Source organism: Pseudomonas sp. MYb13, assembly GCF_002980075.1.
Taxonomy (GTDB): Bacteria; Pseudomonadota; Gammaproteobacteria; order Pseudomonadales; family Pseudomonadaceae; genus Aquipseudomonas; species Aquipseudomonas lurida.
On record NZ_PCQI01000013.1, the window covers coordinates 72,018 to 96,139 of the forward strand.

General features: G+C 59.9%; 26 protein-coding genes and 1 pseudogene. 16 read left to right on the forward strand and 11 right to left on the reverse strand.

Annotated features, from left to right (window positions below; all coding sequences use genetic code 11):
- Positions 1 to 44: 44 nt before the first annotated feature.
- A complete protein-coding gene (locus CQ002_RS21165; RefSeq protein ID WP_034102603.1) occupies positions 45 to 950 on the forward strand; it encodes a LysR family transcriptional regulator in 906 nt (301 codons plus the stop codon).
- On the opposite strand, the gene CQ002_RS21170 is transcribed toward CQ002_RS21165, so the two are convergent.
- Positions 947 to 1,570: an HAD family phosphatase gene (locus CQ002_RS21170; protein ID WP_105161837.1), complete on the reverse strand. Its 624-nt coding sequence runs from the start codon at positions 1,568 to 1,570 to the stop codon at positions 947 to 949. The two genes, CQ002_RS21165 and CQ002_RS21170, sit on opposite strands and share 4 nt — an antisense overlap.
- Positions 1,571 to 1,810: 240 nt before the next feature.
- A complete protein-coding gene (gene fabV, locus CQ002_RS21175) occupies positions 1,811 to 3,004 on the reverse strand; it encodes an enoyl-ACP reductase FabV (protein WP_105161836.1) in 1,194 nt (397 codons plus the stop codon).
- Between the two features lie 309 nt (positions 3,005 to 3,313).
- Here fabV and CQ002_RS21180 point away from each other — a divergent pair, with 309 nt between their 5' ends.
- Together CQ002_RS21180 and ppnN are read left to right on the forward strand one after the other, a co-directional pair.
- Positions 3,314 to 4,138: an aspartyl/asparaginyl beta-hydroxylase domain-containing protein gene (locus tag CQ002_RS21180; RefSeq protein WP_069022410.1), complete on the forward strand. Its 825-nt coding sequence runs from the start codon at positions 3,314 to 3,316 to the stop codon at positions 4,136 to 4,138.
- A gap of 150 nt (positions 4,139 to 4,288) precedes the next feature.
- On the forward strand, positions 4,289 to 5,662 hold the full coding sequence (ppnN, locus tag CQ002_RS21185; RefSeq protein WP_034102596.1) for a nucleotide 5'-monophosphate nucleosidase PpnN: 1,374 nt from the start codon (positions 4,289 to 4,291) through the stop codon (positions 5,660 to 5,662).
- A 1-nt stretch (position 5,663) separates the two neighbouring features.
- Here the strand turns inward: ppnN and CQ002_RS21190 are convergent, their stop codons facing one another.
- Complete coding sequence (locus tag CQ002_RS21190; RefSeq protein ID WP_105161835.1) at positions 5,664 to 6,056, reverse strand: RidA family protein; 393 nt, start codon at positions 6,054 to 6,056, stop codon at positions 5,664 to 5,666.
- A 160-nt stretch (positions 6,057 to 6,216) separates the two neighbouring features.
- Here CQ002_RS21190 and CQ002_RS28350 point away from each other — a divergent pair, with 160 nt between their 5' ends.
- The 3 genes and pseudogenes from CQ002_RS28350 (at position 6,217) to CQ002_RS21200 (ending at position 7,115) form a co-directional block, all read left to right on the forward strand.
- Positions 6,217 to 6,357 (forward strand): hypothetical protein, encoded by a 141-nt coding sequence (locus CQ002_RS28350; RefSeq protein WP_167356481.1) that lies wholly within the window; start codon positions 6,217 to 6,219, stop codon positions 6,355 to 6,357.
- Positions 6,342 to 6,669 (forward strand): annotated as a pseudogene (locus CQ002_RS21195) (PIN domain-containing protein); the annotation flags it as partial. The gene CQ002_RS28350 and the pseudogene CQ002_RS21195, both read left to right, overlap by 16 nt.
- Positions 6,670 to 6,746: 77 nt before the next feature.
- A complete protein-coding gene (locus tag CQ002_RS21200) occupies positions 6,747 to 7,115 on the forward strand; it encodes a hypothetical protein (protein ID WP_052211068.1) in 369 nt (122 codons plus the stop codon).
- A gap of 7 nt (positions 7,116 to 7,122) precedes the next feature.
- Here the strand turns inward: CQ002_RS21200 and CQ002_RS21205 are convergent, their stop codons facing one another.
- A complete protein-coding gene (locus CQ002_RS21205; RefSeq protein WP_043274284.1) occupies positions 7,123 to 7,452 on the reverse strand; it encodes a YXWGXW repeat-containing protein in 330 nt (109 codons plus the stop codon).
- Between the two features lie 174 nt (positions 7,453 to 7,626).
- The gene (locus CQ002_RS21210) at positions 7,627 to 8,523 is read right to left on the reverse strand and encodes a LysR family transcriptional regulator (RefSeq protein ID WP_069022406.1); all 897 of its coding nucleotides are present in this window, start codon (positions 8,521 to 8,523) and stop codon (positions 7,627 to 7,629) included.
- Positions 8,524 to 8,622: 99 nt separating this feature from the next.
- Here CQ002_RS21210 and CQ002_RS21215 point away from each other — a divergent pair, with 99 nt between their 5' ends.
- Entirely contained in the window at positions 8,623 to 9,294 is a 672-nt protein-coding gene (locus tag CQ002_RS21215; protein WP_105161834.1) for an NADPH-dependent F420 reductase, read from the forward strand.
- 72 nt (positions 9,295 to 9,366) lie between these two features.
- Here CQ002_RS21215 and mqo read toward each other — a convergent pair whose 3' ends face one another.
- Positions 9,367 to 11,013, reverse strand: coding sequence for a malate dehydrogenase (quinone) (mqo, locus tag CQ002_RS21220; RefSeq protein ID WP_105161833.1), 1,647 nt, complete (start codon positions 11,011 to 11,013; stop codon positions 9,367 to 9,369).
- Between the two features lie 482 nt (positions 11,014 to 11,495).
- Between mqo and CQ002_RS21225 the strand changes: the two genes are divergently transcribed.
- From CQ002_RS21225 to tal, 4 genes are all read left to right on the forward strand, one after another.
- Complete coding sequence (locus CQ002_RS21225) at positions 11,496 to 12,683, forward strand: MFS transporter (protein WP_034102581.1); 1,188 nt, start codon at positions 11,496 to 11,498, stop codon at positions 12,681 to 12,683.
- 190 nt (positions 12,684 to 12,873) lie between these two features.
- A complete protein-coding gene (locus CQ002_RS21230; RefSeq protein WP_105161832.1) occupies positions 12,874 to 13,530 on the forward strand; it encodes a Wzz/FepE/Etk N-terminal domain-containing protein in 657 nt (218 codons plus the stop codon).
- 352 nt (positions 13,531 to 13,882) lie between these two features.
- On the forward strand, positions 13,883 to 14,878 hold the full coding sequence (gene dusA, locus CQ002_RS21235; protein ID WP_034102577.1) for a tRNA dihydrouridine(20/20a) synthase DusA: 996 nt from the start codon (positions 13,883 to 13,885) through the stop codon (positions 14,876 to 14,878).
- Between the two features lie 262 nt (positions 14,879 to 15,140).
- Positions 15,141 to 16,067, forward strand: a complete 927-nt coding sequence (gene tal, locus CQ002_RS21240) for a transaldolase (protein WP_034102574.1) — start codon at positions 15,141 to 15,143, stop codon at positions 16,065 to 16,067.
- 145 nt (positions 16,068 to 16,212) lie between these two features.
- On the opposite strand, the gene rssC is transcribed toward tal, so the two are convergent.
- Together rssC and rssB are read right to left on the reverse strand one after the other, a co-directional pair.
- On the reverse strand, positions 16,213 to 16,695 hold the full coding sequence (rssC, locus tag CQ002_RS21245; RefSeq protein ID WP_003172602.1) for an anti-sigma factor antagonist RssC: 483 nt from the start codon (positions 16,693 to 16,695) through the stop codon (positions 16,213 to 16,215).
- Positions 16,695 to 17,876 carry a two-component system response regulator RssB gene (gene rssB, locus CQ002_RS21250; protein WP_025856971.1) on the reverse strand — a complete coding sequence of 394 codons (1,182 nt, stop codon included), beginning with the start codon at positions 17,874 to 17,876 and terminating at the stop codon, positions 16,695 to 16,697. Before rssB ends, rssC begins: the two co-directional genes overlap by 1 nt.
- 276 nt (positions 17,877 to 18,152) lie before the next feature.
- On the opposite strand from rssB, the gene CQ002_RS21260 reads away from it, so the two are divergent.
- Positions 18,153 to 18,449 carry a PilZ domain-containing protein gene (locus tag CQ002_RS21260; protein WP_034102572.1) on the forward strand — a complete coding sequence of 99 codons (297 nt, stop codon included), beginning with the start codon at positions 18,153 to 18,155 and terminating at the stop codon, positions 18,447 to 18,449.
- A 59-nt stretch (positions 18,450 to 18,508) separates the two neighbouring features.
- Here the strand turns inward: CQ002_RS21260 and CQ002_RS21265 are convergent, their stop codons facing one another.
- A complete protein-coding gene (locus CQ002_RS21265; RefSeq protein ID WP_034102570.1) occupies positions 18,509 to 19,198 on the reverse strand; it encodes a VacJ family lipoprotein in 690 nt (229 codons plus the stop codon).
- A 195-nt stretch (positions 19,199 to 19,393) separates the two neighbouring features.
- On the opposite strand from CQ002_RS21265, the gene CQ002_RS21270 reads away from it, so the two are divergent.
- Both CQ002_RS21270 and CQ002_RS21275 read left to right on the forward strand, forming a co-directional pair.
- Positions 19,394 to 20,002: a phosphatase gene (locus CQ002_RS21270; protein ID WP_069022396.1), complete on the forward strand. Its 609-nt coding sequence runs from the start codon at positions 19,394 to 19,396 to the stop codon at positions 20,000 to 20,002.
- A 110-nt stretch (positions 20,003 to 20,112) separates the two neighbouring features.
- A complete protein-coding gene (locus CQ002_RS21275) occupies positions 20,113 to 20,379 on the forward strand; it encodes a DUF4404 family protein (RefSeq protein WP_034102566.1) in 267 nt (88 codons plus the stop codon).
- Positions 20,380 to 20,454: 75 nt separating this feature from the next.
- On the opposite strand, the gene queF is transcribed toward CQ002_RS21275, so the two are convergent.
- A complete protein-coding gene (gene queF, locus CQ002_RS21280) occupies positions 20,455 to 21,285 on the reverse strand; it encodes an NADPH-dependent 7-cyano-7-deazaguanine reductase QueF (RefSeq protein WP_034102564.1) in 831 nt (276 codons plus the stop codon).
- Positions 21,286 to 21,354: 69 nt separating this feature from the next.
- Positions 21,355 to 21,867 carry a plastocyanin/azurin family copper-binding protein gene (locus CQ002_RS21285; protein ID WP_034102562.1) on the reverse strand — a complete coding sequence of 171 codons (513 nt, stop codon included), beginning with the start codon at positions 21,865 to 21,867 and terminating at the stop codon, positions 21,355 to 21,357.
- A gap of 155 nt (positions 21,868 to 22,022) precedes the next feature.
- Between CQ002_RS21285 and CQ002_RS21290 the strand changes: the two genes are divergently transcribed.
- On the forward strand, positions 22,023 to 22,703 hold the full coding sequence (locus CQ002_RS21290; protein ID WP_105161831.1) for a heavy metal response regulator transcription factor: 681 nt from the start codon (positions 22,023 to 22,025) through the stop codon (positions 22,701 to 22,703).
- Positions 22,700 to 24,046 (forward strand): heavy metal sensor histidine kinase, encoded by a 1,347-nt coding sequence (locus CQ002_RS21295; RefSeq protein ID WP_105161830.1) that lies wholly within the window; start codon positions 22,700 to 22,702, stop codon positions 24,044 to 24,046. Before CQ002_RS21290 ends, CQ002_RS21295 begins: the two co-directional genes overlap by 4 nt.
- Positions 24,047 to 24,122 lie beyond the last annotated feature (76 nt).

Consider the following 24,122-nt stretch of genomic DNA (forward strand, 5'->3'; position numbering starts at 1 on the left):
ATAAACTGCACATTCCTGCAATGACTTTAAACCAGGGCTTGATAATGGATCTGTTCCAGGCAATGTCGGTGTACGTGAAAGTGGTCGAGACCGGCAGCCTGACGGCGGCAGCCCAAGCCTGCGGGTTGTCCACGACCATGGTCGGCAATCACCTGCGCGCCCTGGAGCAGCGCCTGGGTGTCAGCCTGCTCAAGCGCACCACACGCAAACAAAGCCTCACGGAATTTGGCGGGCAGTATTACCAGCGCTGCCTGGAAGTGTTGGGGCTGGTGGCCGACTCCGAGCAACTGGCCGAGCAAGCCCATAGCGATGTGCCCAAGGGCACCCTGCGCATCACCGCGCCCCCCGTGTTCGGCACCGAACGCCTCACACCGGCCTTGAGCGAGTTTTCCCGGCGCTACCCGCACATCAACCTGTACGTGGTGTTGAGCAATGAGCGCATGGACTTGGTCGACAGCGGCTTCGACGTGGCGATCCGCCTTGGCGAACTGGAAACGTCGAGCCTGATCGCCAGGCCAATGCAGGACTACACCCTCACGCTGTGCGCCTCACCTGCCTACTTGGCGCGACGCGGCACCCCGTCAAAGCCCGAGGACCTCAGGCAGCATGACTGCCTGGCGTTCGCCTACCCGGCGAATGACAATTGGCGCGACACTGAAAAACGCTGGCGCATGACCGACGATGCCGGCGAGGTGGAAGTGCCGGTGTCCGGCTCATTGACCATCAACAGCTCGCAAGGCTTGCGCCAGGCGGCCGTCAACGGCATGGGCATCATCATGCTCGCCGATGCCCTGGTGCAACCGGACCTGGAGAGCGGCAGGCTGGTGGCCTTGCTCACCACCTATCGCCTGCCCAGCCGCCCCATGCACCTGCTCTACGGCCAGGACCGGTATCGCCTGCCCAAGCTGCGCGCCTTTGTGGATTTCGCCATGGAAAAGTGGGCGCGCTAGAACTCCACGCCCATTTTGCGCAGGCGCGCCGCCGTACTGTCGGCCGACACGTGGTGAATGCCCTGCCAACCCAGGGCAATGGCCGCCTCGATATTGCCGGCGACATCATCGATGAACACCACTTCAGCTGGCTGGATATCCGGCAGGTGGGCACGTACCTGGCTGAGGCTGGCGTGATAAATCGCCGCGTCTGGCTTGATCAGCTTCAACTCGCCGGACACCACGATGTCGCGAAAGCACTGCAGGAATGGGTAATTGGCCCGCGCATACGGGAACGTCTCGGCAGACCAGTTGGTAAGCCCGAACAGCGGCATGTCGGCCTGGTGCAACGCCTTGAGGATCGCCACGCCGTCCGGCAACGCGCCACGCAGCATTTCGTGCCAGCGGTCGTAATAGGCCTGGATCAAGCGCTCATGATGGGGGTATTGCTCGATGAGGCTGAGGGTGCCATCGGCCAGGGTGCGGCCCGCGTCCTGTTGGGTGTTCCAGGCCTGGGTGCAGATATTATCGAGAAACCATTGCCGCTCATGGTCGTCGGCAATCAGCTTGCGATACAGGTGATGCGGGTTCCAATCGAACAGGACACCGCCGAAATCAAAAACTACTGCACGAATCGTCATCAGATCCTCCGTTAGCGTGAGTGATAGCGGATGAAGTCTGGCAGATTCTGGAAGGCAGGAGGCGAGCGTTGACGCCCAAGCGGAGTCTGAAACCACGCAGATCAAAGGTGGAAACAGGCTTATGTGGGCGCTGGCATGCCTGCGATACCATCACCTCGGTGCATCAGATACACCGAGGCGCCTGCATCGCGGGCAAGCCAGGCTCCCACAGCGAGCCAGTTCCTACATTGTCGAGCGTATTCAGGCCTGGATCAGGCCATTGATCTTAACGGTCGGGTTTACATCGGCCTCGTAGTCCACGCCGTCGATTTCAAAGCCGAACAGACGCAGGAATTCCGCCTTGTAGCCGGCGAAATCGCTGATCTCGTTGACGTTGTCGTCGTTGACCTGGTTCCACAGGGCTGCCACGGCGTCCTGGACTTTAGGTTCCAGCTCGGCCAGGTCGGCACGCAGGCGACCGTCGGCGTCGAGCTTCGGCTCTTTGCCGTACAGGCTGTCCTTGAACAGGCCATACACCTGCTCGATGCAACCTTCGTGGGTGCCCTGCTCTTTCATCACTTTGAACAGCAGCGACAGGTACAGCGGCATGATCGGGATGGCCGAGCTCGCCTGGGTCACCACGGCCTTGAGCACCGATACACGGGCGTCGCCCTTGAGTGCCGCGAGGTTGTCGCGCAGGGTCAGGACTTTTTTGTCCAGGTCTTTCTTGGCTTCGCCGATGGAGCCGTTCCAGTAGATGTCCTGGGTCAGCTTTTTACCGAGGTAGGTGAACGCAGTGGTCTTGGCGCCTTCGGCCAGGACGTCGGCGTCACGCAGGGCGTCGATCCACAGCTGCCAGTCTTCGCCGCCCATGACTTTCACGGTGCCGTCGATTTCTTCCTGGGTGGCCGGCTCAAGGGTGGTGTCGACCACAACGCCTTTGTCGGTGTTGATACCGCGCAGGGTCACGGCCTTGCCGATCGGCTTGAGGGTGGAATTGTGCACCACGCCTTGCGGGTCGGTACGGCGAGGCGCGGCCAGGCTGTAGACAACCAGGTCGATCTTGCCCAGGTCTTTCTTGATGGTTTCGATGGTCAGGCGCTTGATATCGTCGGAGAACGCGTCACCGTTGATGCTCTTGGCGTACAGGCCTTTTTCGACGGCAAACTTCTCGAACGCAGCGCTGTTGTACCAGCCGGCGGAGCTCAGTTTGCCTTCTTCGCCTTCTTTCTCAAAAAACACGCCCAGGGTGTCGGCGCCGCAGCCAAACGCAGCACTGATGCGCGCGGCCAGGCCGTAGCCAGTGGAAGCGCCGAGGACCAGCACCTTTTTGGGGCCGCCTTCGATGGCGCCGTGCTCAGTTACGTAGTCGATCTGCTCCTTGACGTTCGCTTCACAGCCAACAGGGTGAGCGGTCACACAGATAAAGCCACGAACCCGCGGTTTGATGATCATAAAATTTCTGCCTCTTCCAAGGTGCCGAAGGCCAGTGGTGGCCATTCAACTTCAATCGTACCGGTCTATGACGTCCAAAAAACCGAAGCGTCACGATAGTCGCAAATCTTCCGTTTACAAAATCCAATCCACACCGCTCGGCAAGGGTTAAAAACTGTGTAGAGCCTTCACAATTTCGCAATATTTAAAACGCCTATCCAGCGCAGAACGTCTTATCATGATGCAGTTGTTTCAATATGTTTCAAAACCCCACCACTCGCAGCCACGGATCCGGACCTGTCGAATGGCGTCCTGCTGGAGCTGAGTTACATGAACAAGCCTGCTTTGCGTAAAAAAGCGGTATCGGTCGCCTGGGTACTCGGTGTGCTGCTGATTATTGATATCTTCCCCGAGACCACACTGGTGTTCCTGGGCCTGGTGGTGGTCTGCGGTATCTACGACTTCCTGCGCAATGGCCTGTATGACGCGGGCACCCTCAAGAAATATTTTATCGGCAGTGGCCGCAACACCTGGCTGCTGGCGCCGTTCAATACCTTGTTCGACCTGTTGAGCTCGCGTAATCGCCACGTTTACACGATGCGTGACCTGCCGCCGGCCTGGCGCGAAGACCTGCAACAGGTCATCGATGATGCCATGGCCCACAAGGACGAAATCATCGATTACCTGGACGCACGCATGGCCGAGAAGAAGCGCGGCATGTTGTTTTTCCAATGGTATGGCCGGCCCATCGAGACCGCCCTGGACATTCCGACGCTGCGCGAAAAGCTGCCGTTCGTGAAGACCATCGGCGTGTCGGTGTTCAATGAAAACCGCTCGACGTCGTTTCACTTCGGGCCCCTGCGCATGATGTTCCGCGTGCTCTACAACATGGCACCGGCGCCCCATCACGAAGGGGTGTACATCCAGGTGGGCAAGCACAAGCACTACTGGCACGACGACCCGCTGTTCATCTTCGATGACACGTTGATGCATGCCTCCTTCAACAAAAACGATGCAAAGCGTTACTGCCTGTTCATCGACATCGTGCGGCCCACCCCGCTGCCTTCGGTGCTCAACGCCGTGATCGCTGGATTTGCCGGCATGGTCTTTACCCTGCGTCGGGTTTTCTACAAAAACTGGAAGCTGATTCAGTAAGTTCTGCGGCATGATGGTGCTGGACGGTGTTTGCGCTCGGCCTTGTGCCTGAGGTAAATAACGTGCTCGTGCGACCGAAATCGGCGCCCATCATTCTCAAGCCATCGCGGCCCCTTGCGGGTGCGGTGGCTGCGCTTTCAAGGAATCAGAATGCCCCAACGTCATGTCATCAATGCTTCCGTCAGCCCCAAGGGCAGCCTCGAAACCCTGTCACAACGTGAAGTCCAGCAACTGAGCGAAGCCGGTACCGGCAGCATCTACACCCTGTTCCGCCAATGCGCCCTGGCGATCCTCAACACCGGTGCGCACATCGACAACGCCAAGACCATTCTCGACGCCTACAAGGACTTTGAAGTACGCATCCACCAGCAGGACCGTGGTGTGCGCCTCGAACTGCTGAATGCCCCCGCCGACGCGTTCGTCGATGGCGAAATGATCGCCAGCACCCGCGAGATGCTGTTCAGCGCCCTGCGCGACATTGTCTACACCGAGAACGAACTCGACAGCCAACGCATCGACCTGAGCAACTCCCAGGGCATCACCGACTACGTGTTCCACCTGCTGCGCAACGCCCGTACGCTGCGTCCAGGTATCGAACCGAAAATCGTCGTGTGCTGGGGCGGCCACTCGATCAATACCGAAGAATACAAATACACCAAGAAAGTCGGCCACGAACTGGGCCTGCGCAGCCTCGACGTGTGCACCGGCTGCGGCCCTGGCGTGATGAAAGGGCCGATGAAAGGCGCGACCATTTCCCACGCCAAGCAGCGTATCACCGGTGGGCGCTACCTGGGCCTGACCGAGCCGGGCATCATCGCCGCCGAAGCGCCAAACCCGATCGTCAACGAGCTGGTGATCTTGCCGGACATCGAGAAACGCCTGGAAGCCTTCGTACGCGTCGGCCACGGCATCATCATCTTCCCGGGCGGTGCCGGTACGGCGGAAGAGTTCCTGTACCTGCTGGGCATCCTCATGCATCCGGACAACCGCGACCTGCCCTTCCCGGTCATCCTCACCGGGCCGAAACACGCCGCGCCGTACCTGCAGCAACTGCACGCATTCGTCGGTGCCACCCTGGGTGAGGCTGCACAGGCGCACTACCAGATCATCATCGACGACCCGGCCGAAGTGGCACGCCAGATGACCGCCGGCCTCAAGGCCGTGAAGCAGTTCCGCCGCGAGCGCAACGACGCGTTCCACTTCAACTGGCTGCTGAAGATTGACGAGGGCTTCCAGCGCCCGTTCGACCCGACCCACGAAAACATGGCCAGCCTGCAACTGAGCCACGCGCTGCCGCCCCACGAACTCGCCGCCAACTTGCGTCGTGCATTCTCGGGGATCGTGGCGGGTAACGTGAAGGACAAGGGTATTCGCCTGATCGAGCAGAACGGCCCGTATGAGATCCACGGCGACCCGGCCATCATGAAACCGCTGGACGAATTGCTACAGGCGTTTGTCGCCCAGCACCGCATGAAGTTGCCGGGTGGCGCGGCGTATGTGCCGTGCTACCGCGTGGTGCAATGAATTAGCGTTGTACTGCCACACATTTGATTTCCACCAACAGACCGGGGTGTGCCAGTTCCGACACCCCGATCGTGGTCCAGGCGCAATGCCCGCGTGGAAACAGGCGGTTTTTCACTTCGCGAAAAACCGCCATGTGCTGGCTCATGTTCACGTGGTAGGTGGTCATGTCCACCACGTCGTCGAAGGTGCAGCCGCCCTCTTCCAATACCTGCCGCAGGTTCTCCCAGGCCGCGACGAATTGCGCCTCGGGGTCCTCGATCACCGCCAACCCTGCCGTACGCCCGACCTGCCCTGCGCAGTACAGCGTCTTGCCAACTTTGACCGCGGGCACGTAGCCGGCGCGCTCGACGATAGGGTGCATGGCAGTAGGGATGATGAGGTGGCGGTCGGTCATGGTTTGTATCTCTTTAAACCCAGTGGGCGAGCACAGTTCGGACGAGTGTTTTACCTGTTCCGACTCACCCGCACCAGATGAGAGACCTATGGACCAACGCATATCGTCCTCTGTCACTCCTTAGCCTAAGGTAAGGAATATAGCGATTGAGATGTTCACCATGGCGACCGCCCTTGGCCTGGAAACAGGTGACCGGGCCGAATTTGTTGAAATGGAAGACGGGCAGTTTTCCATCATTGCCGCAAGCCACACGGTTCAAGACCTCAAGGGGTTGATCCGTAAACCCGCCAGTCCGGGCTGATCGAATCACTGCCTCCGCCTCGCCAGGCTTCGTCAGCATGGTTTCCATCGTGGCGTTGGTCTGGGTGCTGCAAAGCTGCTACCCGTCGGCCAGGAGCGAGGCGTGACGGTACTGGAACCCCTGCTCCGTACCCGCGAATTGACCGTAGAACATGCGGAGATTGTCTGGCAGGCACTGCGCAAGTTTGTGGCCAACAAGGCTGACGTTGCAGACGGCCCGATCGAGCGCTGCGGCCATGCCGCTGGCTGCAAGTACACGGCCACCTTCGTCCTCAATGCGATCAAGACCACCGGCATGAAGCGGCTGGCCTGAACCGTCGCGTTGCGACAGCGGGCGGGCTTTGGTAAAAAACGCTTCCAACCTTGATCGAGAGAAAGACTGACGTGCGCATGTTTCTACTCGCAGCCTTGGCCACGGCCTCCATACCCGCCCTGGCCGACACCATCACTTGGCCGGACCTGCCAAAAACCTGCTTCGTCAGCGGCCGCTCCGCCACCAGCGCAGATGTGGATACCGGTTGCGCCGCCTTCCTGATCAATGTGAAAGGCCAGGCGGCGGGTACGCCGATCAAGCTGGATATTCCCCAGTACGCCATGCACGTGGACGAAGCCACCGGCAAGGAAACCCCGGTGATCCTCATCCAGGCGGAGGAGAATGGCGAGGTCAAGGCAGTAGGCTACAGGGAACTGGGTACCGATCAGCTCGGTGCCGCGCTTCTGCGGGAGGTGCGGCTGCTGGGCACCCAGAAGCCGATTTAGCCGCTACTCAGCGAACCCAGCCGCCACCCTGCCAGTGGTAGCCATCATTACGCTGCACCCAATGCGGATGCACATAGCGATAGCCCTCGCGCACCGGCTCCCAATGGCCATGCACCGCGACATAGCGCCCGCCTTCCCAGCGCCAGTAACCGCGTGACCATATATAGCCGTAACGCACTGGCGGCTCGACTTCGATCACTTGCACCGGCGGCGGTTGCGGCGCGACGACTTCGACATACTCACGTTGCACCGGCCTGCGCTCATGCACGACGCGCTCTTGCACACACCCGGATGCCGCGACGACCATGGCCGCCAATGCTGCGTAACGTAGCAACATACAAAACCCTCGGGCGCTGGCGCCCAACACTTACACCGGTAAAAAATGCCCCCTTGTTGCAGCCTCGCTCCTGCTTGGCATTAGGTATTTTTAACAGGTGGTGTCTGTCAGCTTGCTGAACCTGCGGTGCTCAAGTCGCGCACGCGACGGTCGGTCGTCGCCATAGGTGAGCGTTCAAGCCGGACCGAAGCGCACCAGCACCGCCTCGACAAATCGCCGCAACTTGGCGGTACGCTGCCGATTGGCGGTGTAGACCAGATGCATCGGCCGGCTCGGCGCCTCGAAATCCGGCAGCACCTGCACCAGCTCCCCCCTGCCAATCGCCGTACCCAGGAAGTCCAAGGGGCCGAGGACAATGCCAAAACCATCCAGCGCTGCCGACATCAACGCCCTGCTTTCGTTGATCTGCAGACGGCTGGTCACCTGAACGGTGTGCTGCGTCGAACCTTGGTAAAACATCCACTCGCGGTCCGCAGGACGTGACCAAAAGGCGTAGCCCAGGCATTCGTGCTGCTCAAGGTCGGCCGGCAACTGCGGCGTACCCCGCGCCGCCAGGTACGCAGGGGAAGCGCAAGCCACCAAGCGATAAGGCGCCAATGGCCGAGCCGTCAGGCCAGTGGTGGCCAAGGGGCCGATGCGAAAGGCCGCTTCGTATCCCTCTTCCACCAGGTCGACAAAACGATCCGTCAGGTGCAGGTCGATGTCCACGTCCGGGTTATCGCGCAGGAACGCAGTAATCAGCGGCATCAGGCTGTAAGAGCCGAAGGTCACGGGTGCAGTGAGTTTCAGCTTGCCGCGCGGCGTGTCATTCATGATCTGCGCCAGGGAGTCCGCAGCCTCGGCTTCCGCGAGGATATGTTTGCACCGCTCGTAATACGCGCTCCCCAACTCCGTAAGGCTTTGCCTGCGCGTGGTGCGATTGAGCAAACGCGCGCCGAGACGCTGCTCCAGCGCGGTCACATGTTTGGCGACCATCTGCGCCGACATGTTCAAACGCTCGGCCGCGCGGGCGTAAGAGCCCAACTCGGCAGCGATCACAAAGGCATTCATGCTCGATAGACGATCCATCATTCCCCACTCCCAGTAACAACACCCACGCCGGAACGCTTATTTATCACCCGCTGGTTGCCAATCATCATAGCCGCTCCCCCTTTCGAAAGGAGCAAGACCATGAAAATTGGCGTGATTGGAGCCGGTTTTATCGGACGTGCCGTGGCACAACTGGCGCTGGCCGCAGGGCATGAAGTGATGCTGAGCAACTCGCGCGGCCCGCAGACCATGAGCAGCGTGCTCAGCGGCATACGCGGCGTCAAAGTGGGCAGTGCAGAAGACGCTGCACAGTTTGGTGACGTGGTGCTGGTGGCGATTCCGTTTGAACACTACCGCAGCGTCCCTGCGCAGTGGTTGGCAGGCAAGACCGTACTGGACGCGAACAATTACTACCCGGAGCGTGACGGGCATTTCCCCGTGCTGGATCGCTTTGAAGCCACCACCAGCCGGCTGCTCGCCGAGCATTTTTCCCAGTCAACGTTGGTCAAGGTGTTCAACGCGATCTTCGCCGCAGACCTTATCGATGATGCCCGCCCCCACGGCGCACCTGACCGCCGCGCATTGCCGGTGGCGGGCGACGAAGCTGTCGCTAAAGCGCTGGTGATCACCCTGCTCGACGAACTGGGCTTTGACGCCGTCGATGCCGGCAGCCTGGATGAAAGCTGGCGGTTCGAGCGTGCCAAGCCCGCGTATTGCGTGGCGCTGGACCAGCCGGGGCTGAAGGCTGCCCTGCAAGCGGCCGAGCGCACGGTCGAGCTGCCTCCCGTCAACCGCGAGCACACCCACGCTTAAACACCCGCCCACAAAAAAGCCCGCTGACCGTTACCGGTTCAGCGGGCTTGTGACATCGGCTCGTTACTGGGCTTACAGCGCCAGGTCAGAGGCCGGCTTGCTCGGCGCAGCCGCAGGCTTGGCAGCCTCGATGGCCTTTGGCGCGGTCACTTGCGGAATAGCAGGTGGCGGCGTCAGTTGCAGGATACCGGCGGTGTAGGCCCATTCCTTGGCAACAGCCTCAGGATTGTCGTTCAGCTTGGTGCCGTAGCTCGGTACGATCTGGTGCAACTTGGTCTGCCACTCAGGGGTCGCGACCTTGTCCTTGAACACTTTCTGCAGCACGGTCAGCATGATCGGAGCCGCGGTGGACGCGCCTGGCGATGCACCCAACAGGCCAGCAATGGTGTTGTCGGCGGAGCTGACCACTTCGGTACCGAGTTTCAGGACGCCGCCCTGCTCTTCGTCACGCTTGATGATCTGCACGCGCTGACCGGCTTGCCACAGGCGCCAGTCGGATTGCTTGGCGTTCGGGAAGTACTCTTGCAACGCCTTGAAGCGGTCGTCATCCGACAGCATCAGTTGGCCGGCGAGGTACTCGACCAGTGGGTATTCACGAATACCGACTTTGGTCATTGGCCAGATGTTGTGGGTGGTGGTGCTGGTCAGCAGGTCCAGGTACGAGCCTTCTTTCAGGAACTTGGTCGAGAAGGTTGCGAATGGGCCAAACAGAATCACGCGCTTGCCATCCAGCACACGGGTGTCCAGGTGCGGAACCGACATCGGTGGCGCGCCAACCGAAGCTTTACCGTAGGCCTTGGCCAGGTGCTGCTCGGCGATGGTTGGGTTATCGGTCACCAGGAACGAACCGCCCACTGGGAAGCCAGCGTATTCCTTGGCTTCAGGAATGCCCGACTTCTGCAGCAGGTGCAGTGCACCGCCGCCGGCGCCGATGAACACGAACTTGGCGTCGGTTTCAGTCTTGGTGCCGTCTTTCAGGTTTTTGTAGCTCACACGCCACGAACCGTCGGCGTTCTTGGTGATGTCCTGCACTTCGCTCGACAGTTTCAGGTCGAACTTAGGAGTGGTTTGCAGGTGAGCGACGAACTGGCGGGTGATCTCGCCGAAGTTAACGTCGGTGCCGATCGGGGTCCAGGTGGCCGCGATTTTCTGGTTCGGGTCACGCCCTTCCATCATCAGCGGAACCCACTTGGCGATCTGCGCCGGGTCTTCGGAATACTGCATGCCGGCGAACAGCGGGCTCGCTTGCAGGGCTTCGTAGCGCTTTTTCAGGAACTTGATGTTGTCATCGCCCCACACAAAGCTCATGTGCGGTGTGGAGTTGATGAACGAACGCGGGTTCTTCAGCACGCCCTGCTGGACCTGCCAGGACCAGAACTGACGGGAGATCTGGAACGCTTCGTTGATCTCGACCGCTTTCGGGATCTCAACGTTGCCGTTCTTGTCTTCCGGGGTGTAGTTCAGCTCAGCCAGGGCCGAGTGACCGGTACCGGCGTTGTTCCAGCCGTTGGAGCTTTCTTCGGCCACGCCATCGAGGCGCTCGACCATCTCCATCGACCAACCCGGCTCCAGCTCATTGAGCCATACACCCAGGGTCGCACTCATGATGCCGCCGCCGATCAGCAGCACATCGACTTTCTTTGCCTCTTCCGCCTGAACGGACGTGATCCCCATCGACAAAGCCAGCCCCAGCAGGGCAGTGTTTACTTTTTTAAACATCAGTAGCACCTATGATAAAACGCCATCCGCCCTACCGCCCCTGATCATGGGCAACCCTCGATCACGCTGCGCCAGGCAACGCACCGCGGGGTTCACACATTCACTAGAGGGCCGCAGGGTGGGCACACAAGGCCGACGTATCGACCTCACTTTTATGTCCCTTCTGCGCTGACTTCTTATCATTATTGGCTTCAGCTACCTGGGCGACAGCCAATCGCTGGGACGTATACGGGTGTACGTACCAGAGAAAGACTAGACCAAGACGGCGCGCAGAATATCACGGCAAACAGCCGATATGCGCTGTTTGGCCAATTGACAGCTCCAAATCGCAGGTTTTGCCGTGTCGATGTCAAGGGTGGCAGGCGCGACCTGAGGTCACAGGCCTGGAACTCTCGTGCAAATAGCTGTTCTAGACACCTTCGTCGTTGCTTGCGTAGCATCGGCGACTGTCCTTCGTGCAATCCTTCCAAATAGAGTTACCCATGACTATCCAGCAAACACCCGGGCACGTGCTGCCCGCGCGCAGCGCCGCCAAAATGGAAGCTGCCATGGCCGTGGGCGCCTTCGCGATCGGCACCGGCGAATTTGCCATCATGGGCCTGATGCCCGACATCGCCCAGAACCTGGGGTTAAGCGAACCGCAGGTCGGGCACGCCATCAGCGCCTACGCCCTCGGCGTGATGGTCGGCGCCCCGCTGCTGGCCATCCTCGGCGCCAAGCTGCTGCGCAAACACATGTTGTTGCTGTTGATGGGCCTGTACGCCCTGGGCAACCTCGCCACGGCCTTCACCCCGACCTTTGGCTCGCTGGTGGCCTTCCGCTTCATCAGCGGCCTGCCCCATGGCGCCTACTTCGGGATTGCCGCCGTGGTCGCCTCGAGCATGGTGCCCAACGACAAACGCGCTGGCGCCGTGGCCCGCGTGATGATGGGCTTGACCCTGGCCATGCTGCTCGGCAACCCCATCGCCACCTTCCTCGGCCAGCACCTGGGCTGGCGCTCGGCCTTTGCACTGGTCAGCGTCATCGCCCTGTGCACCATCGCGCTGGTCTGGCAATTCGTGCCCCATCGCCACGACGAACAACGCAGCGACCCGCGCAAGGAACTGCGCGCATTCACCAAACCGCAGGTGTGGATGGCGCTGTCGATTGGCGCGATCGGGTTTGCCGGGATGTTCTGCGTGTTCAGCTACCTGGCCCCGACCATGCTCGAGGTGACCAAAGTGTCACCCCAGTGGATTCCCTTCGGCCTGGCGGCGTTTGGCGTGGGCGGGATCATCGGCAACATTGCCGGCGGCAAGCTGTTTGACCGCATGCAGTTCCGTGCAGTGGGCTTGATCCTGGTGTGGTCGATGGCCGTGCTGCTGTTCTTCCCCTTCGCGGCATCGTCGCTGTGGGGCGTGCTGCTGAGCATGGGCCTGGTCGGCACCATGGTGGCCCTGGCCGCACCGCTGCAAATCCGCCTGATGGACATCGCCCATGAAGCGCCAAGCCTGGCGGCAGCGTCGAACCACGCGGCGTTCAACCTGGCGAACGCGTTGGGGCCGTGGTTTGGTGGGATGGCGATTACCGCAGGTTATGGCTGGACGAGTACCGGCTATATCGGTGCGGTAACGGCTTTGGTGGGTCTCGGTGTTTATCTCATCGCACGAAGGATGCGAGGCGGACATTGAACCGTTGGTAGATGAACGAATGCGTCGTAGAAATGATCCTACGGCAAGTGTACTGAGTCGGCGCGACGCTATTAGAGTCCGCCGAGCTTAACAGACAAGAACTATTCGCATCTAATACGACGCGTACTTTTACGTGGGCGCATTGTGTTTTTTTCTCTACAATTTGAAAACGCAAATAAAGGAATTTTTCGTGAGCAGCCCTACGAATTCAAACGACCGTTCCAACCATGATGAGATAGATCTGATACCGCTTATTCAGGCACTGTGGACTAGCAAGACCACGATTATTGCAACCACGGTGTTGGGTACAGTTGCTTCTTTGGCTCTCTCTGTCACGTCGCCTGAACAATGGACTGCCAGCACTTACATTACTAAACCTTCCCTCTACAGCTTATATAAAGAAATCAATGAAAAGGACGCGCCCGCGAAGGCCAGCCCGCTGTCATTGGAAACCAAGCTGTACAGCACGATACAGAATGATATTTTCTATTCTGCGATGGGCGTGATGGCTGCCAACTCCATTGCCTTGAAAGACACCCCACCTAAGTCGGGAGGTAATGAGCCTGTACTCTATGTCGCCTCAACCACCGCTACGACAGCAGCACTGGCGTCTGCCCAGTTGAAGTCCGCGATGGAAACGGCCAACGCCGAGGCCATAGCACTTAACTTGCCAGCCCTGGCCGCAGGCAATACGCTAAAAGCCTTTAACGCCCTTGATGAAATAAAAACGTCCTCCACCAAGAGCACTAAAAAGTTTGCCTTTCTCGGCGCCTTTTTAGGACTGGTGCTAGGGAGTGTCTTTGTGCTCGGCAGGTTCTTCATTCGACAATACAAACAGTCGAACTGAGCGTCGTAACGCTACAGGAACTCTTCAACCAGGAAATAAACAACGCAGACCAGCAGGGAAGCAATAAAAACAATAAACAATTTCGCGGAAAATGTTGTTTTCATCAAGGATACTTTTATAAAGTAAAATAATGGCCTAAAGCCATTATTGCACCGTGCCTGCCTTTTTTCACGGTAATTTTTTGCTGAAAACAACACGCATGCTTCCCCCTTCACTCGCCAGGTTCGTCAACGTCGAACGCCAAGGCCGCAGTCGCATTATGGACAGAAGAACCCTCTCAGCCTGAGCACAAAACCTGCACGCTCATTCCTGATAAACTCACGCATTCCGCCCTACCCACTCAGATTGTCCAATGCCCCTGATCAGCGCCTCACCGAAGTCACTCTCCCGCCGCTTCTCCGTCGCCCCGATGATGGACTGGACCGACCGCCACTGCCGGTTCTTCCTGCGCCTGCTCTCCAAGCACGCCCTGCTCTACACCGAGATGGTCACCACCGGCGCCATCCTGCACGGTGACCACGACCGTTTCCTGCGCCACAACGAAGCCGAGCACCCGCTTGCGCTGCAGTTGGGCGGCAGCGTGCCCGCTGACCTGGCCGCGTGCGCGCGCATGGCCGAGGCGGCCGGTTACGACGAGGTGAACCTGAACGTCGGCTGCCCCAGCGACCGGGTGCAGAACAATATGATCGGCGCGATCCTGATGGCGCACCCGGCGTTGGTGGCGGATTGCGTGAAGGCAATGCGTGATGCGGTGTCGATTCCGGTGACTGTGAAACATCGTATCGGGATCAATGGCCGGGACAGTTATGGCCAGTTGTGTGAGTTCGTCGGGACAGTGAGGGACGCCGGCTGCACCAGTTTCACCGTGCATGCACGGATTGCGATTCTGGAGGGGTTGTCGCCGAAGGAGAATCGCGACATTCCGCCGTTGCGCTATGACGTGGCGGCGCAGTTGAAGCAGGACTTCCCGGAACTGGAGATTATCCTCAACGGCGGCATCAAGACGCTGGAGCAGTGCCAGGAGCATTTGCAGGTGTTTGATGGGGTGATGCTGGGGCGCGAGGCTTATCACAACCCGTATTTGTTGGCGGAGGTGGATCAGCAGTTGTTTGGCAGTGAGGCGCCGGTGATCAGTCGGGCTGAGGCGTTGGTGCAGTTGCGGCCTTACATTGCGCAGCATTTGGCTTCGGGTGGATCGATGCACCATATCACTCGACATATTCTTGGGCTGGGCACCGGTTTCCCGGGCGCGCGCAAGTTCAGGCAGTTGTTGTCGGTGGACATTCACAAGGCGAGCGATCCGTTGGCGTTGCTGGATCAGGCGGGGGAGTTGTTGGAGGGGCGGTGATGGCCTGGGTGTCAGTTGGTGTATTGGGGAGCTGACAGGCCGCATTCGCGAGCAAGCCCGCGCCCTCAGGTCGACTGAGTGGATCGGGTGCAAGTTAGGTTGAACCCGATGGTGTTTTTGGCCTCCTATTTAGCACCACAGCCGGTGAATCAAACGGCTGTTTTCAGGTTGTTGCCCTCGCAAACGATCGAACGCATTTGCGCCCTTGAGCGCCTGCCGGCGCTCGGGTAATGTCACCAGACCCATAGGACAGAGCACGCCCATGACTTCCAAGCTGGAACAACTCAAGCAATTCACCACCGTCGTAGCCGATACCGGCGATTTCTCCACCCTCGCCAAGCTCAAACCGCAAGACGCCACCACCAACCCTTCCCTGTTGCTCAAGGCCGCTTCGATCCCTGGCTATGCCAAGCTGCTGGATGAGTGCGTCAAGGACTGCAACGGCGACGTGGGCCTGGCCAGTGACCGTTTTGCGGTGGCGGTGGGCCAAGAGATCCTCAAAGTGGTACCGGGCCGCATTTCCACCGAGGTAGATGCCCGTCTGTCGTTCGACACTGACGCCGTACTCAAGCGTGCGCACCGTCTGATCGACCTGTACGACAAGGCCGGCGTTGGCCGCGACCGCGTGCTGATCAAGATCGCTTCCACCTGGGAAGGCATCCGCGCCGCCGAGCAACTGGAAAAAGAAGGCATCCAGACCAACCTGACCCTGCTGTTCTCGTTCGCCCAGGCCGTGGCGTGTGCAGAAGCCGGTGTATTCCTGATTTCGCCGTTCGTGGGCCGTATCTACGACTGGTACAAGAAGGCCAACGGCAACGACTACACCGGTGCTGAAGACCCGGGCGTGCAGTCGGTGACGCGCATCTACAACTACTACAAGGCCAACGGCTACAAGACCGTGGTCATGGGTGCGAGCTTCCGTAACCTGAGCCAGATCGAAGAGTTGGCTGGGTGTGATCGCCTGACCATCAGCCCTGACCTGCTGGAAAAGCTGGCGGCGGATGAAGGCAAGCTGGAGCGTAAATTGTCGCCAGGCCATGCCGGTGAGGCGCGTGTGCATCTGACTGAAGCGCAGTTCCGTTGGGAGTCCAACGAGGATGCGATGGCGACCGAGAAGCTGGCGGAAGGTATTCGTCAGTTTGCTCGCGACCAAGAAAAGCTTGAAGCGTTGTTGACTGCCAAGCTGTAAAGCAGGCGGCGACAAAAAGGGCGGTACCCTCGCGGGTGCCGCCCTTTTTTATGCTTGTGTCCCGTACCTCAGGCCGACCTCGGATCAACTGTGGGGGCTGGCTTGCCTGCTCCCACATTGGACGGTGTTCCAGCAGCCGAGGGGGTCAGTGGCGCTCTAACGCGTTCACGAGGTCGTGGAAGGCTTCGCGGTTGGACTCGTTGAGGCCCATCAGGATTTTGTGCGCTTCCAGCACCTTGACCCGCACGACTTCCTCGGACTGGTCCTGGGACGGCAGGTCGGTGAGGCATTCCGGGCATGGGATCGGGCGGTCAACGATGTTGAACACCTGGTCGAAGCCCATCGACTGCAGCAGCCGGGTAATGTCTTCGTGGGTGGTGACGACTGTCGGCAACAGGCCGACCTTCTGCCGAGACAGAATGGACAACTTGGCCAGCAAGCCAAGGGTGGTGCTATCGATGCTGCGGGTTTCGGTCAGATCGATCACGATCGCCGAGAAGTTCAGCGCTGTGAAGATCCGCTCAATCGTCGCATCCAGCGCCGAACACAAGGTCAGGCGCACTTCACCGACAAATTTCAGGACGAAGGTCCCGTCTTGCTCGGCGAATTGGATTCTTCCGGTACTCATCAAAGATTCCTGCTCAACACCAATAGGGCGATATCATCCGGCATCTCCCCTAGCGTGGCCAATCCAAAAACCTGCCGCAGGCCATCCAGGCTGCCGCCCGCCGACTTGACCTTTTGGGGCAAGGCGGCTTCTTTCTCTTTGAGTGTAGGCTCTGGAAGAAGGTCCAGTATGCCATCGGACATCAGCGTGAGGCTGAAGGTCGGCGGCAACTCCAGGATGTGGTCTTCGTAGGTGGCCTCATTGAACAAGCCTACCGGCAGACCACGCCCTTCCAGGTAACGCACACTGTCTGGAGTGTATAAAACAGGCATCGGCAGGTGACCGCCGATGCTATAGGTCAAAAGACCGGTTTCTTCATCAATAACGCCACCGACCATCGTCACGTGCTTGCCCAGCTTGCAGCTGATCAGGCCTCGGTTGATGTGGCCCAGCACCTCGGAAGGGGTGAACTCCGGCAAAGTGCCATTGCGCTTTGATTCGAACAACAGCCGTGTGGTCATGAACTTCAACAACACGGTGACGAATGCAGAGGAAGCACCGTGGCCAGACACGTCGGCCAGGTAAAACGCGACACGTCGCTCATCGACGCGGAAATAGTCGACGAAATCACCCGACAGGTACAGCGACGGGATGATCTGGTGCGCAAACTTGAATTCGTCGATGGTCCACGGGCTGACCGGCAGCATGTTCATCTGCACCTGGCGACCGGCGTTCTGGTCTTCCTGTAGCAGGTTGAGGCTGGCTTCGAGTTCGCGGTTGGCGGTTTCGAGCTTTTCGCGGTAACGCTGGTTCTCGACCAGCAGGCGGGCACGGTCCAGCGCGCGGCGCACCGAATGCTCCAGCACGGCCAGGTCTTCCAGGGGCTTGATCAGGTAATCGGCGGCACCCAGGCGCAAGGCCTCGACGGCATCGTTCATCACGCCGGCACCGGACACGACAATCACCGGAGTCTGTGGGGCACGCTCGGTCACCTGGCGAATCAGCTCCAGGCCGCCCATCTGGGGCATGCGCAGATCGCAGATCACGAGGTCGGGCTGGTCGCGCTCGAACACCTGGAGACCCTGTTGGCCATTGCTGGCCTGCAGGACGCTGAAGCCACTGTCTTCCAAATAGGCCGCGAGGCTCGCGCGCACTACTTCGTCGTCATCGATTATCAGCAGCGTGGCACTGGTTTTTTGCATGTGGGCAAACGGCGCCAGAATTAGGTTGGCGTAGGCGGCTCGGCAATGGCCGGGCTCACGTACTGGATTCGCTTTCTAGCCTCTCTGTCCTACAAAGTACTGGGATTTAGCCCATGCACAAAGGTAAAGCAGAGGTGCCCTTCTAAGGCGCAGACGGTACTCCCATCCGTGAGGGGTTTCAAGCTCATGCCGATGGTCGCCGGGCGTCTTTACACCGCAAATCACCGGGAGTTATAAGAACAGGCACGACCACAACACAAAGTAAGGATGGAACCCATGAGCGAACACGAGCGCGACTACGCCGAAAAACGCGATTTCATCCGCATGCGTGTGGATGCCGATGTGTCGTTGATCCACGCAGGCCAGGAGATCGCCGGGGTTTGTGTGGACCTGTCCAGCTCCGGCATGCAAGTGCAGGCGCCTCGCCAGTTCAACGTCGGCGACCAACTGACCGTGCGCATCGATTCGGAGCACGCCGCCCTGAAGGGCCTGGAAGCGGACACCGAAGTGGTGTGGACCAAAACCACCGGTCAAGACCAGCACCTGGGCCTCAAAATCCTGAAAATGCGCTGAAAACCGCGCGAAAAAAAGGCGACCTGTGGGTCGCCTTTTTCATTTCAAAACATCACAGCTTAAAAGTCGTCGACGACCTTGCCGTCCTTGACCTTGAACTCGCGGTTCTGCAGGTAAGCGTTGCGGATGAAGGTGTATTTGTCACCGGTGATCAGCTTCTCGCTGTCGAGCAGGCTGGCACGGGTGTCGACGATGTTCAGGCCAAAGGTGCTGTTGCGCCAGCCGATATCGTTCATGTAGCGGTACGGTTGGGTGTAGCTGTCCACGTACTTGGACGGCGCATCACGCAGGGTGCTTGGACCCAGCAGTGGCAGCATCACGTAAGGACCGCTGCCGACGCCCCAGTAGCCGAGGGTCTGGCCGAAGTCTTCGTCGCTGCGTTGCAGCCCCATTTTGGTGCCGACGTCGATAAAGCCCAGCACGCCGAAGGTGGTGTTGACCAGCAAGCGGGCGGTGTCGACACCGGCATTATGGGGCTTGAGCTGCAGCACGTTGTTGGCCAGGTTGCCGACATCGCCGATGTTGCGGAAGAAGTTGTGCACGCCATCCTGGACGAATTGCGGCGTCACGAACTGATAGCCTTGGGCCAATGGCTTGAGGGCGTAGGTATCAACGGTGTCGTTGAAGGTGAAAATCGGGCGGTTGACGCTTTCCCACGGATCGTCTTCCGACGCTGCGTGTGCGGCAAACGGGGCCAGCAGGACAGTGGCACACACTGACAGCTGAGCGAAGTATTGGCTCCAGCGCATAGCTTTTGCTCCTTGAATGGTCTGTCATGGGCGCTATGCCCTGAATAAGGCCGTCAGTATATGACGGAAGTCTCCAATTAGGCAGCAACTAGGAAACGTCAGACGTAAAATGGACAAAATTCCTACAATTAACAGTCCTGTCATCGGTTTGTCATGGTCCCTGGATAGCGTTAACGCTATTTCAGGGATGTCGACATGCCTCACGCCGAGATAGCCATCGCCAGCGCTCCCGCCTTGACTGCCGTCCTGTTTGGCCTGAGTGGCTGCCTGGTGGACTTCGGTTCCCGGGCGCGCACCGATTCACCCTCCCCCGACTCCCAGGCCACCCCCGGTGCACTGAAGATCCTGCGCAGCCTCAAGGAACAAGGCGTGCCCTGCGCCTGGCTGGATGAGCTCCCCCCCACCGTCACCACGCCCCTGGCCGCCACGCTGCCCGACTGGGTCAAGGCCACCTCGCCCTCCTCCATTCGCTGGCCTGCGCCCCACGCCTGCTGGCAAGCCTTGATGGAACTCAACATCGAACGCCTGGAAGGCTGCGTATTGGTCAGCGGCGAACCACGCCTGCTGCAATCGGGCCTTAACGCCGGGTTATGGACCATCGGCCTCGCCTCCTGCGGCTCACTCTGTGGCATGGCCCCCGAGCAATGGCTGGCGCTGAGCGAACCGGAACGCGAGCTCAAGCGCGGCAAGGCCACCCTGGCGCTGTACGGATTGGGCGTGCACTCGGTGATCGATCACCTGGGCGAACTCGGCACCTGCCTCGCCGACATCAGCCTGCGCCAGCTCAAAGGCGAGAAGCCCTGACACGGATCATGCACAGCAGGCGCCAGTGGATTAATCTACAGGTCAGCCCGTAGACCTTTCTCGGCGTGCCGTGGTCTATGCCAGTGCCAATCGATAAAAGGAAACACGTCATGCCTGATCGCAAAAAACTGGAAGAACAGGTCGAGATCCTGCGCGGGCAACTGGAACAGGAACCGCCGCTGTCGGAAGAAAAACGTGAAGCACTGGAAGCCTTGATTGCCAAGTTCGAATTACAACTTGAACTTGAACCGGCGACTCAGACGCCCAGTATTTCCGACGATGTGAACCAAGCGGCCATCGAGTTCGATGCCGAACATCCGGTCATTTCCGGCACGTTGCGCAATATCATGAACACGCTGGGCAGCATGGGGATTTAAACCAAGACCCGATGCATGCACAGAAACCAATGTGGGAGCTGGCTTGCCAACTCCCACATTCGATGTGCGTGAAGGCTACTGGCGAGCCAGGCGCACATTCTGGAACGCCACATCCTCGGTACTGCGATACGGGTTGATGTCCAACCCGCCACGCCGCACGTACCGCGCGTACACCGTCAACGTCTGCGGCTTCAGCAACCGCTGCAAGTCCAGGAAGATGCGCTCCACGCATTGCTCATGGAAGTCCGAGTGTTGGCGAAAGCTGACGATGTATTCCAGCAAGCTGGCGTGATCCAACGCGTGACCACGGTACTCCACCACCACACTGCCCCAGTCAGGCTGGCTGGTCACCGGGCAGTTGGATTTGAGCAAGTGGCTGTGCACGCTCTCCTCGACAACGCGCGAGTCATCGCAGCGCAGCAGTTCCGGGCGCGGGTGCTCATAGTTGCTGACACGGATATCCAGGTCGTCAATGCACACGCCCGGCAATGCCATCACGCCTTCGGCCTCGATCTCGGCCAAGCGGCGGATGCGCACGCTCACCGGCTTGCCGGCAGCGGCGCTGAGGTCGGTGCGCAGGGTCGCTTCAAGGCTTGCGGTGTCGGCAAACGCCGTCTGGTTCAGCGAGTTGAGGTAGAGCTTGAACGACTTGGACTCGATGATGTTCGGCGAGTCGGCCGGGATGCTGAATTCACCGATGGCCACCACTGGCTTGCCCGACGGCAGCAACCAGGACAGTTCGAAGCAGTTCCAGAAATCCACGCCCTTGTAGGGCAGGGTCTCGGCGCTCAGGCCCAGCTCGGCCCATTTGGCCGCACGCGGGATCGGGAACAGCAACGAAGGTGTGTAGGTGGAGATGTATTCACTGGACTTGCCCAGCGGTGAATGTTCGGCTGCGGGATGCATGGCGGAAACCTGGCTAAATAAACCGTGCCAGTCTACCAGCCTTTGCCCCCGCGCCTAAGCGCCAGCAGATCAATCGACGTTGAGCTTGCCGACCATGCCCGCCTGGTAATGCCCTGGTAAGTTGCAGGCAAACTCCAGGCCCGTGGCCTTGGTGAACGTCCAGGTCAGCTCGGCGGTTTTGCCGGGTTCGACCAACACACTGTTGGGATCGTCGTGTTTCATCGCGCCGTGGCCCATTGCGCTGTGGTCCATCTTGCCCATGCCCGTGGACGTGAGCATGCCACTGGCTTGCATCTGCAGCATTTCCTTCTGGTGCTCGGCATGCATCGCCGCGTCGCCCAGGTTGAATTCGTGGAGCAACTGGCCTTTGTTGACCAGCACAAAGCGCACCGTCTCACCGGCTTTTACGTCAATGGACGTGGGCGAAAAGGAAATGTCCTGCAGCGTCACCTCTACGGTACGCGTGGCCTTGCTTGCTGGCGCGGCCTCGCCAAACGCGTAACCATGGGCAGCATCGGCCATCGCATCAACACTCAACGCCAGCAGGCACACCGCCAACACCTGGGGTAAACGCACTACCATCTCTTTTCTCCAAATATGTCTGACTCGCCTGGGGCACACTCTAAGCCTGCGCCGCTGCCAGCCAGCTGACTGCTAGATTACAACTTTGTCAGGTTGCCCCCCAGCCCTGGCACCCAAGGTATAAAGCCGTCGTCCAACGCTGCCAAGAGTCGCCCATGAAACTGCTGATCGTCGAAGACCAACCGAAAACCGGCCATTACCTGCGCCAGGGTTTGAACGAGGCCGGCTTCACCACCGAACTGGTGGCCGACGGCACTCACGGGCAGCACCTGGCGCTGACTGGCGACTACGACCTGTTGATCCTGGATGTGATGCTGCCGGGCCGTGATGGCTGGCAGATCCTCCAGGCCGTGCGCAGTGCGGGCCTGGACATCCCGGTATTGTTCCTGACCGCCCGCGACGCCGTGGAAGACCGCGTGCATGGCCTGGAACTGGGCGCCGATGACTATCTGGTCAAGCCCTTCGCCTTTTCCGAACTGCTGGCGCGGGTGCGCAGCCTGTTGCGCCGTGGCAGCAGCGCACCGCAGGAAACCGCGCTGCAACTGGCCGACCTGCGCCTGGACCTGATCCGCCGCCGCGTCGAGCGGGACGGCCAGCGCATCGACCTGACGGCCAAGGAGTTTGCCCTGCTCGAACTGCTGCTGCGCCGCCAGGGCGAAGTGTTGCCCAAATCACTGATCGCGTCCCAGGTGTGGGACATGAATTTCGACAGCGACACCAACATTATCGAAGTGGCGATCCGTCGCCTGCGCCTGAAAGTCGATGACAACTTCCCCACTAAACTGATCCATACCGTACGCGGCATGGGTTATGTGCTGGAGGAGCACGTCAATTGATCAAGCGCCTGTCCCTGGCCAGTCGCCTGGCGCTGCTGTTTGCCGCCTGCACGGCGGTGGTGTCGCTGATCGCAGGCGTGCTGTTCAACCGCGCCAGCGAGGCACACTTTATCGAGCTGGACCAGCAGCAACTCGACAGCACGCTGGTGGCGCTGCGCAGCACTTTGCAGGGTGTAGACTCGCCAGCGTTGTTCGCCCAACGCCAAGCGCAACTGCGCGCCGAGCTCAGTCGCCAACCAGACTTGACCCTGCGCATTAGCGCGGCCGGGCAACGCTGGCTCGACGATGCGCCGAGCATGACGTTACCCACCGCCCCCGGGCTGCACAGCCTGCAAAACGCCGGCACTGATTACCGGGTCTACAATGCGCCGCTGACGCCGGGCCAGCCCGACTCGCCGCACCTGAGCCTGATGCTCGATATCACCCACCACCAGCACTTCCTGCAACGCATGCAGCGTCTGATCTGGCTCACCGTCGGCCTGTCAGCCCTGGCAACCGCCCTGCTCGGCGCGTGGGCTGCCCGCAGTGGGTTGCGGCCGTTGCGACGCATGGGTGAAGTGGCCGCTGGCGTATCGGCACACTCCTTGACCCAGCGCCTGCCCCAGCAACACATGCCGGTAGAGCTGGCCGAGCTGGCCCAGGCCTTCAACGCCATGCTCGAACGCCTGGACGACGCGTTCCAGCGCCTTTCGGCGTTCTCGGCTGACATCGCCCACGAACTGCGTACACCGCTGTCAAACCTGCTGACCCAAACCCAGGTCATCCTCACCCAGCCACGCCCGCTGGAGGATTACCGCGAGGCGCTGCACAGCAACCTGGAAGAGCTGCAATGGATGGCACAACTGGTCAATGACATGCTGTACCTGGCCAAGGCGGATCATGGGTTGCTCATGCCCAAGCGCGAGCCCCTGTCGTTGGCGGATGAAGTGGATGCGCTGCTGGAGTTTTTCGCGTTGTTGGCGGAGGACGCTCAAGTCAGCCTGGTGCGCGAAGGTAGCGCCCATGCATCGGGGGATCGCGGCATGTTGCGCCGGGCGCTGTCGAATCTGCTCGATAACGCGCTGCGCTTTACCCCCGCGGGTGGCGAAGTGCGGGTGCGCATGGTGGATGGCGTGACGCTGACGGTTGAGAACACCGGTGAAGGCATTCCCGCGCCGTTGTTACCCAGGTTGTTTGATCGGTTCTACCGGGCGGACCCGTCGCGGCACGAAGGCAGCAGCGAGCATGCGGGGCTGGGGTTGGCAATTACCCAGTCGATTGTGCGGGCGCACGGGGGGAGGATTTATTGTGAGTCTGGGCCGGGGTGGACACGGTTTGTGATCGAATTGCCCGAGGTGATTTGATGCAGGCTGGGCCAGCCCTATGGAAGGCAAGCCAGCTCCCACATTTGAATGTATTCACAAATCAACTGGTGGGAGC